The organism is Thermoactinomyces daqus, assembly GCF_000763315.1.
Lineage (GTDB): Bacteria > Bacillota > Bacilli > Thermoactinomycetales > Thermoactinomycetaceae > Thermoactinomyces_A > Thermoactinomyces_A daqus.
Genome location: NZ_JPST01000072.1, coordinates 1 through 8572 on the forward strand (window position 1 = coordinate 1; position 8572 = coordinate 8572).

Genomic DNA, 8572 nt, shown 5'->3' on the forward strand with positions numbered 1-8572 from the left:
GGGGTTTGTCATCAATCTCACCCATCTCAATCGAGATGGGTTTTTTTATTTATTAATAACGAAATGGAGACTTTCCATTTTAATAGATGTGAGACACTTTAAACTTCAGATACAAAGACACTTTAGACCTGAAGATATTATTTTATTTTAATAAATAAATATAATATATGGGATAAAACAGAGAGAACGGATACGAGAATAATGGAAATCGCTTGGTTGGAGGGACGATGACAATCATGGCGAGTTCCATTTTAATTCTGGATTTCCTGTCGAAATGAGCAGCTATTTCTACTTGAATAGTTCTGGAGAACCATTCATATTTTCCCTTTTTTTACTGAATGTAATCACGTTTATAGTATAATAACAATAATATTGAAAGTTAATATTGTACTATAAAATAAAAAAGAAATGGAGGAGAAAACAATCATGTATGATTTTACGTATTGGAATAAGCAATATATTGGTGGGGAATGGATTGATGGTTCAAGCCCGACCCGCTATGAAAATGTAAATCCCTATAATGGTGAAACATTATCCACCCTTCAGTTGGCGAATCGCGATGATATTGCCCGAGCTTATGAGAAAGCGAAACAGTCCCAGAAAGCCTGGGAACAATTGAACCCCTACAATCGGGCAATGGTAATGGAAAAAGCTGCGGCACTGATGGTAGAACGGGCCGACGAACTCATCGAGATCTTGATTGCCGAATCGGGCAGTACCCGGATCAAAGCCAGCATTGAAGCAAAATCGGCTTTCTCCATGTTGAAGGAGGCAGCCAAATACCCTTTTCAGATGAACACAACGGTTCACCCTTCATTTGTCGTCGGAAAAGAGAACCGGGTTTATTGTAAACCGCATGGAGTCGTTGGGATCATCAGCCCGTCCAACTTCCCGTTTATTTTATCCTTACGTGCGGTCGCTCCTGCTTTGGCAACAGGTAATGGCGTTGTTTTGAAACCGGATTCGCAGACATACATATCGGGTGGTCTTTTTCTCGCCAAACTGTTTGAAGATGCCGGTCTGCCAAAAGGGGTGTTTAATGTTGTTGTCGGGGAAATCGAGGAAATTGGTGATACCTTTATTGAACATCCCGTTCCACGGCTGATTTCTTTCACGGGTTCAACTGAAACAGGCCGGCATATCGCCCAAATTTGCGGAAAACATCTCAAAAGACTGCATCTGGAGCTGGGAGGCAATAACCCCTTTATCGTGCTGGAAGATGCAAATATTGAAAAGGCGGTGCAGGCTGCGGTTTTCGGTGCTTTCTTGCATCAGGGGCAAATCTGTATGTCGATTAACCGCATCATCGTACATAAAAGTCGATATGAAGAATTTATCCGTTTGTTTGCGGAAAAAGTGAAGAAGCTGAAAGTCGGAAATCCGGCGGAACCGGATACCTTTATTGGACCGTTAATCAATAAAAATGCCATTCCCCGCGTTCTTTCTTTGATCGAGGATGCTGTACAACAGGGATGCAGGCTGATTCTCGAAGGAAAAGCATATGATCAATTTCTTGAGCCTTATATTCTTGCAGATGTGCGTAATGACATGAAAATTGCCCAAACGGAGCTTTTTGCCCCTGTCGCCTGTATCCTTCCCGTTGAAAGTGAAGAAGAAGCAATAGAGATTGCCAATGATAATTCATACGGGTTGAGCAGCGCGGTTTTCTCCGGATCGATTGAGCACGGAGTTCGTGTCGCCCAGCGAATCCAGGCCGGGATGGTTCATGTCAATGACCAAACGGTCAATGATGAACCCAATATTCCTTTCGGTGGTGAAAAAGCTTCGGGTTACGGACGTTTTGGCGGAAATTGGGGGCTTGGAGAATTTACCACAACCAAATGGGTGTCAGTGCAAAATGAACCACGGACTTTTCCCTTCTGACCCATGGCCGCAGGTTGAATCGACGGGTTGAAATGGCGAAATCGCTCGAAAAACCATGCCCGATTGAGGAGGATTGGCGTTAATGTGCAAAATCGCACTTCAACTTTGGACGTTAAATAACATGGCTGAGAAGGATTTTTTGGGGACACTCCGCCGGGTAGCCGACTTGGGATATGAGGGAGTTGAATTCGCCGGTTTTTTCGAAGCACCTGCCATGGCGGTAAAAAAAATGATGGAAGAGAAAAAATTGACTGCAGCGGGCAGCCATGTTCCCTTGTCTGAGTTTGCACCGGATCGGATTGAGTCCGTGTTTCGGTATCATGAGCAGATCGGCAACCGCTTGTTGGTTGTTCCTTGGCTGCCGCAAGGGATGAGGACGACAGCTGATGATTTTAAACGATTGGCAGAAACGTTTAATCAACTGGGACAACAGTGCAAAGAGGCCGGTTTCATGTTCGCCTATCACAATCATGATTTCGAATTTCAAAAATTTGGCGGATTAACAGGATTTGATATCCTGTTTACGGAAACGGACCCACAATTGGTCAAAATGGAATTGGATATATATTGGGCTGAATATTCCGGATTCAATGCCGTTCAATTGATGAAAAAATACAGAGATTCATTGATTGCACTCCATCTGAAGGATATGAAACGGGTAAACGGCAAAGCAGTCAGTACGGAAGTAGGAGCCGGTTCTCTTGACATCCCTGCAATTGTCGCCCTGGCCAACGAGTGGAACCTTTCCTGGCTGATTGTGGAACAGGAGGAATTTGATTATGACCCGATGCGCTCCGTCCATCAAAGCTTGGCATATTTGCAAGGGAAGTTGAAATAAATTTTTCAGGCTGGAACCATGGGAAAATGGGGCGGATGAACCGGTTCAAATATGGATAGACGATCATAGGATAGCAACGTGCATCTTTAATCCAAAGGAGTGGATTTTGTTGGAACGCATTAAGCCTCCCATGCATCCCATGCCTCCGGTGGCTCCCATGCCCCCGATGGTTCCTGCGCCTCCCAAGTATCCGATGTTTCACTATCCCAAACATCATTACAAAAAGATGGATCACCATTCCTTGTACAAAGCGTACCGGCACAGCAAAAAAGCCACCAAGATATTGAAACATATGCTGCATCATTGTCATGATTGGGGGTATTGGGACAGTTCTTCCAGCAGTCACTGGCGGGACAGCAGTTCGTGTAGCTCTTCCAGCAGTTCCTGATCACAAGCGAAGATGGAAGACGGGTTCCGTACATCCCTTCAACCTGTCGCGACGTGTGGAGAAAAGCAGAGCAAGAAGAATCTCCTCACGACACAATGGGAATCGCGGACGAAAACGGAAGCAGAGTCCAAGTTTGGCTCTGCTTCTTTTATTTGGTGCGAAACGTTCTTCATCATGGGAAATTTCAACTGGGGAGGGCTCAAACTCACGGTGGAGAGAAGAATGCGAAAAATTTTTTTATCCCCCCCGGGCAGTGTTGGCACTTGTCCCGAAACTGCGCACAGCTGGGCGGAAGATTTGCTTGGTTCAACGGTCGGGCATACTAGACCGCGCCCGGCCTCTGAAGGAGAAGATCGAGAAAATGGTCGTAGTTGAGCACCTCTTGGCCTTGTCCCAAACATCGCGGATGTGTCTCAATGAGTTCTCCCTTGTGGCAGAACTCCACTCGCTCAGCAAAGACCTTTCACCTCAGCTCTGAGGAGGCATAGTCAAAGCTGTTTTCTCCAAGGTGACCATGGAAAGCGAATTGCTGTTCCCATACCGGGTTGGATCGCAAGCTCACGGACGTGGAGGCAGCGGTAACATGTGCGCTTTGTCTTCCTCATAGGCTTGCCTCCCTGACGGTAAGTGAAGTACGGGGAACAGTGGTCGTCTCGTAAGAGATGCACTTTTCAACCTGCCATTGGTTAAGTTCATCCAAGCTGGATACAGAGGGCATCGGGATGAAGTATTGACTCTTGGCCACCTTTACAAAGTTCTCGACCTGTCCCATGCACAGAAAGTCCAGAAGCCATAATCCAAGTCGAGAGGAATCTGGCAGAATTATCACGTAATTTCCAAAATATCCCTGTTCTTTCTCTGGATCTACTATTATATCCCCACAGTCGATTAACACTTTTATTGAAAAAATCCATATAAGTGAGATTAATAATTTAAAAAGAGGTGATGAAGATGTCCCTCTCGTTTCGTGACCTTACTCCCAATACCGTATTCATTTGCATTAATCATCAGGTAGTTCCTGGGACTTGTCCTGAGGGATATGTGAAGACAGTGTGGTTTAGAGTGGAGCCTGGTGCGACTGAACGTGTTTATGTTGGAAGCACCAGAAGAGTGCGTTCATACTACGCCGAGGATAATTTCGGAAATGTATGGACTGGAAATAGCCCCCCAACACCCAAATCCCTAATACACGTTTTAGGTGGTGCCTGAACAGAAGGTGCAATTCCTTCCAAATAGTAGAAGGACTCTGCAGAAGCGTTGGGTTTAGACAAATAACTTCGCTTGCGGAAGAGCTAATACTCGAATTACTTTGACAAGTAACCGAAGAGCACCCAGATCAGGTAATGTTCGTTTAGAATTGCCAACAACGCGAAAACTCAAATATCGAAAATATCCACACGGCATTATCAATAAAACGGGTTCTGGTGCATAAAAGACGAAAGATGACACGAATGGAGAGCCCGTTCCTCAATCCTTCAAACGGCTCAGAAGTGAAAACGAAAAATATGGGTGATGGGATGCGTGTCCAAGCCGGGGGATTTTCCGTCTATGCTGAATCGCTTTGTCAGTGATCAATTCTCCTCATCGATAAGATTCTCCACCATGAAACAGATTTAGAAATCAAAAAACATGATACGGATGCCGCGGGCTATACTGATCAAGTTTTTGGATTAAGCCATATATTTGGATTTCGATTTGCGCCCGGGATTTGAAATACAGGGGATGCGCACTTTTTTTCCCCTCGATCTGCCTAATGGTTTCCCAAGATTTCAGATTTGCTTAAAAAGATTAATCCTCAAGTGATCTTGCAAAATTGCGATCAGGTATTGCGTATCTCCCATTCAATCTTAGATGGGAAAGTGTTTCTGCGTCGCTTGTTATGAACAAATTCCGTTCATATAACCGGGAAAATCATGTAGTGAAAGCTTTACGTTTTATAAGTCAAGGGGAACTGCGAGAACGTTCATTGATTGACCAATACCAAAGAGGAACAGCGCTAAATATGATCTTCCATATTTTCACCGCTCAATTGGGAACATATCAATACACCGATTAAATATACAATCAGACAACAAAACCCGATCACAACCCTTAACGTGGTTGAAAATCGGGTTTTTCACTTCTCTGAGTTCTTAGCGTGGCAAAATCGCGTTTTTCTGTCGGTACCCCTGGTGAGAAAAAAGTAATTTTTTATGGTAATGATTGGTTATTAAAGAAAAAAAGCAAAAAAGTGGTTTAAGAAATGACATTTACGGTTAGTAGGTTAAGAGAGAGGGGTGTTTTTTTTGGAAACAATAAAGATAAAAGTAGAAAATTTATCCAAAATTTATGGTCGTTCGTCGAAGAAAGCACTGAAAATGTTAAAGGAGGGAAAGGATAAAAAGACGATATTGAAAGAAACCGGTGCTTCGGTCGGAGTCAATCAGGCCGATTTTGTTGTGTACACCGGCGAGATTTTTGTGATTATGGGTTTATCGGGAAGCGGTAAATCAACATTGATTCGAATGCTAAACCGCCTGATTGAACCGACTGATGGACAAGTATTGATTGACGGGGAAAATATCGTCAAAATGTCCCAGGAAAAATTGCGTGAAGTCCGGCGCAAAAAGATCGGAATGGTGTTTCAGAAGTTTGCCCTATTTCCTCATCGCACAGTGTTGTCGAATGTGGAGTTCGGCTTGGAAATTCAGGGTACTCCCGAACAGGAACGAAAACAGAAGGCAATGGAAAGTTTGCGATTGGTGGGGCTTGAAGCCTGGGCGGAAAGTTACCCGAACCAATTGAGCGGCGGAATGCAACAAAGGGTGGGGCTGGCCAGGGCACTGACTAATGATCCCGATATCCTGTTGATGGACGAGGCCTTTAGTGCTTTGGACCCGCTCATTCGCAAGGATATGCAGGATGAGTTGCTCGAATTGCAACGATCCATGCATAAAACTATTGTTTTCATTACCCATGATTTGGACGAGGCCCTGAGAATCGGGGATCGGATCGCCCTTATGCGCGATGGGGAAATTGTGCAAATCGGAACGCCTGAGGATATTTTGACCAATCCCAACAACGAATATGTCGAGCGATTTGTGCAAGATGTCAACCTGGCCAAAGTGTTGACCGCTGAGTCGATTATGCGAAAAGCGGAATCAATCATTCTCGGCAAGGATGGGTTGCGAGTTGCCTTAAAGCTGATGCGGGATAAAGGTGTTCCGGCAATGCTCGTCGTGGATCGCGATCGTAAGCTTCATGGAATGCTCACGGCTGAGCAGGCAAAACAGGCGTTACGTGAAGGAAAAGAGATGCGGGATGTGATGATCCGGGATCTTGTCCGCGTCCAGAAAGATACACCGTTAAGGGAGATTCTTCAGCTTATGGCCCAGTCCGATTCTTCTTATCCGGCCGCTGTGGTGGATGAGGAAGGACGGCTGGCCGGAGCGGTCGGAAGAGGAGCCATTTTTGCTGCTCTGGCTGGACAGGCAGGTGATTCCGAATGAGTTTGCCGCGTATTCCGCTAGACAAATGGGTAGATGCGTTTATCCAGTGGCTGCAAATTCATTTTAAGCCGCTGTTCGATTTGATCAACGGAGCGATTGGGCCGACTGTTGATTTCTTTCAACATTTGTTGTCCGCTGTGCCACCGATCTGGATGATCCTGCTGCTGACCCTGCTGGTGTGGTTGGTTAGTCGCTTGAGGATTGCCATTTTTGCATTCATCGGTTTAATGCTGATTTATGATTTGCAATTATGGTCAGACAGCGTATTGACGATTGCGTTGGTTCTCACTGCGACCTTGATTTCCATTGTGATCGGGATTCCTCTGGGGATATTGGCCGGTCGCAGCGACAAAATGAAAGGTTTTTTATTTCCTGTCCTTGATTTTATGCAAACTATGCCATCTTTCATCTATCTGATTCCGGCTGTCTTTTTCTTTGCGCTGGGGAATGTGCCTGCGGAAATCGCTTCAATCATTTTTGCGATGCCGCCCACCATTCGCATGACAAGTTTGGGATTGCGTCAAGTATCCGGAGAACTGAAAGAGGCTGCCGATGCCTTTGGGACAACCTCCTGGCAGAAATTGATCAAGGTGGAATTGCCGTTGGCTCGTTCGACCATTCTGGCCGGGATCAACCAAACGATCATGCTCTCTTTGTCAATGGTTGTGGTTGGTTCCATGATTGGCGCAGACGGATTGGGCAAGATTGTGCTCCAATCGATTTCCCGTCTGCAGGTCGGAAAGGGATTTGAAGCCGGATTGGCGATTGCCATCATTGCCATTATCCTTGACCGTGTCACCCAGAATCTCGGAAATGCGAAAACAGCCGCCGTCAATAAAAAAACGCCGATGGTGATCGTCCGCAAATGGTTGACGATTGCCACGATCATTGCCCTGCTGGGGATGACGGTTTATTCCTATGTTGGAGACGGATCCGGCAAGAAAAAAATCGTGCTGACTTATGTCGCCTGGGATTCGGAAATTGCCAGCACCAATGTGGTTAAACAGGTATTGGAAAAAGCCGGTTACGATGTTGAAATTCAAGAGACGGAAGCTGCCCCCATGTGGGAAGGCGTCGTCAGCGGAGCGGCGGATGCTCACGTCTGTGCCTGGTTGCCGTCATCAAGCAAAATTTTTGTCGAAAAATACAAGGGACAATTTGACGATTTGGGTCCTAACCTGACGGGAGCAAAAATTGGGCTGGTTGTTCCGCAATATGTACCGATCAATTCCGTTGATCAGCTGAATCAGTACCGCGATAAATTCAACGGGCAAATCATCGGTATCGACCCAGGATCCGGCGAAATGCAACTGACGGAGAAACTAATGAAACAATATCAACTGAATGGCTATCAGTTGATCTCGGGCACGGATGCTTCGATGGTAGCTTCCCTGGACAAGGCGTATAAACAGAAGAAATGGATTGTGATAACCGGTTGGGAACCGCATTGGAAGTTTTTAAAATATAAATTGAAATTCCTGGATGATCCGGACGGAGTTTATGGTGGTCCGCAATCGATCCATACCATTGTGCGTAAAGGCCTGAAGAAGGACATGCCGGAAGCGTATGCGATTTTGGACCGGTTTCATTGGAGCAAAGAGGATATGGAAGAAGTCATGCTGAAGATCCACGATGGAATGTCTCCGGATCAAGCTGCTGCTGAATGGGTTAAAAGCCATCCGAAACAAGTAAATGAATGGCTTGGTAAACAGTAAGATTGAAAACATGCCGCCAAAGGCGGCATGTTTTTTACTTTTTGTTGAGTTTCATGATTCTGGATTATTCTGTTGAGGCTCAGGTATTTAATTAAGATTGTTTCTAAAGGGGGAAACTGCTTCGAGGAAAAATGATGAGGGAAAAACTCCATTTTTTAAAAAAAAACTGTTGCATAAGCTTAAAGATCGTGCTATATTATTTCTTGTCGCCGCAATGATCGTCGCAATTGAGAGAATGCACCTTGAAAATAAGATATGG

The 8572-nt window shown here is 45.3% G+C and carries 6 protein-coding genes; all 6 read left to right on the forward strand.

Features of this window, described 5'->3' with window-relative positions; all coding sequences use genetic code 11:
• The first annotated feature begins 426 nt into the window (after positions 1-426).
• Positions 427-1884: an aldehyde dehydrogenase family protein gene (locus tag JG50_RS0117670; RefSeq protein WP_033102432.1), complete on the forward strand. Its 1458-nt coding sequence runs from the start codon at positions 427-429 to the stop codon at positions 1882-1884.
• An 82-nt stretch (positions 1885-1966) separates the two neighbouring features.
• Entirely contained in the window at positions 1967-2722 is a 756-nt protein-coding gene (locus tag JG50_RS0117675; protein ID WP_033102433.1) for a sugar phosphate isomerase/epimerase family protein, read from the forward strand.
• Between the two features lie 109 nt (positions 2723-2831).
• The gene (locus tag JG50_RS0117680) at positions 2832-3110 is read left to right on the forward strand and encodes a hypothetical protein (protein WP_033102434.1); all 279 of its coding nucleotides are present in this window, start codon (positions 2832-2834) and stop codon (positions 3108-3110) included.
• A 1583-nt stretch (positions 3111-4693) separates the two neighbouring features.
• Positions 4694-4822 carry a Tn3 family transposase gene (locus JG50_RS21165; RefSeq protein ID WP_407701827.1) on the forward strand — a complete coding sequence of 43 codons (129 nt, stop codon included), beginning with the start codon at positions 4694-4696 and terminating at the stop codon, positions 4820-4822.
• A gap of 573 nt (positions 4823-5395) precedes the next feature.
• On the forward strand, positions 5396-6598 hold the full coding sequence (gene proV, locus JG50_RS0117690) for a glycine betaine/L-proline ABC transporter ATP-binding protein ProV (protein ID WP_152568647.1): 1203 nt from the start codon (positions 5396-5398) through the stop codon (positions 6596-6598).
• A complete protein-coding gene (locus tag JG50_RS0117695) occupies positions 6595-8313 on the forward strand; it encodes an ABC transporter permease/substrate binding protein (protein WP_033102436.1) in 1719 nt (572 codons plus the stop codon). Before proV ends, JG50_RS0117695 begins: the two co-directional genes overlap by 4 nt.
• The last annotated feature ends 259 nt before the right edge of the window (positions 8314-8572 follow it).

Coding starts and splice junctions, on each gene's coding strand:
- JG50_RS0117670 (WP_033102432.1), top strand. CDS start 427: ATGTATGATTTTACGTATTGGAATAAGCAATATATTGGTGGGGAATGG.
- JG50_RS0117675 (WP_033102433.1), top strand. CDS start 1,967: ATGTGCAAAATCGCACTTCAACTTTGGACGTTAAATAACATGGCTGAG.
- JG50_RS0117695 (WP_033102436.1), top strand. CDS start 6,595: ATGAGTTTGCCGCGTATTCCGCTAGACAAATGGGTAGATGCGTTTATC.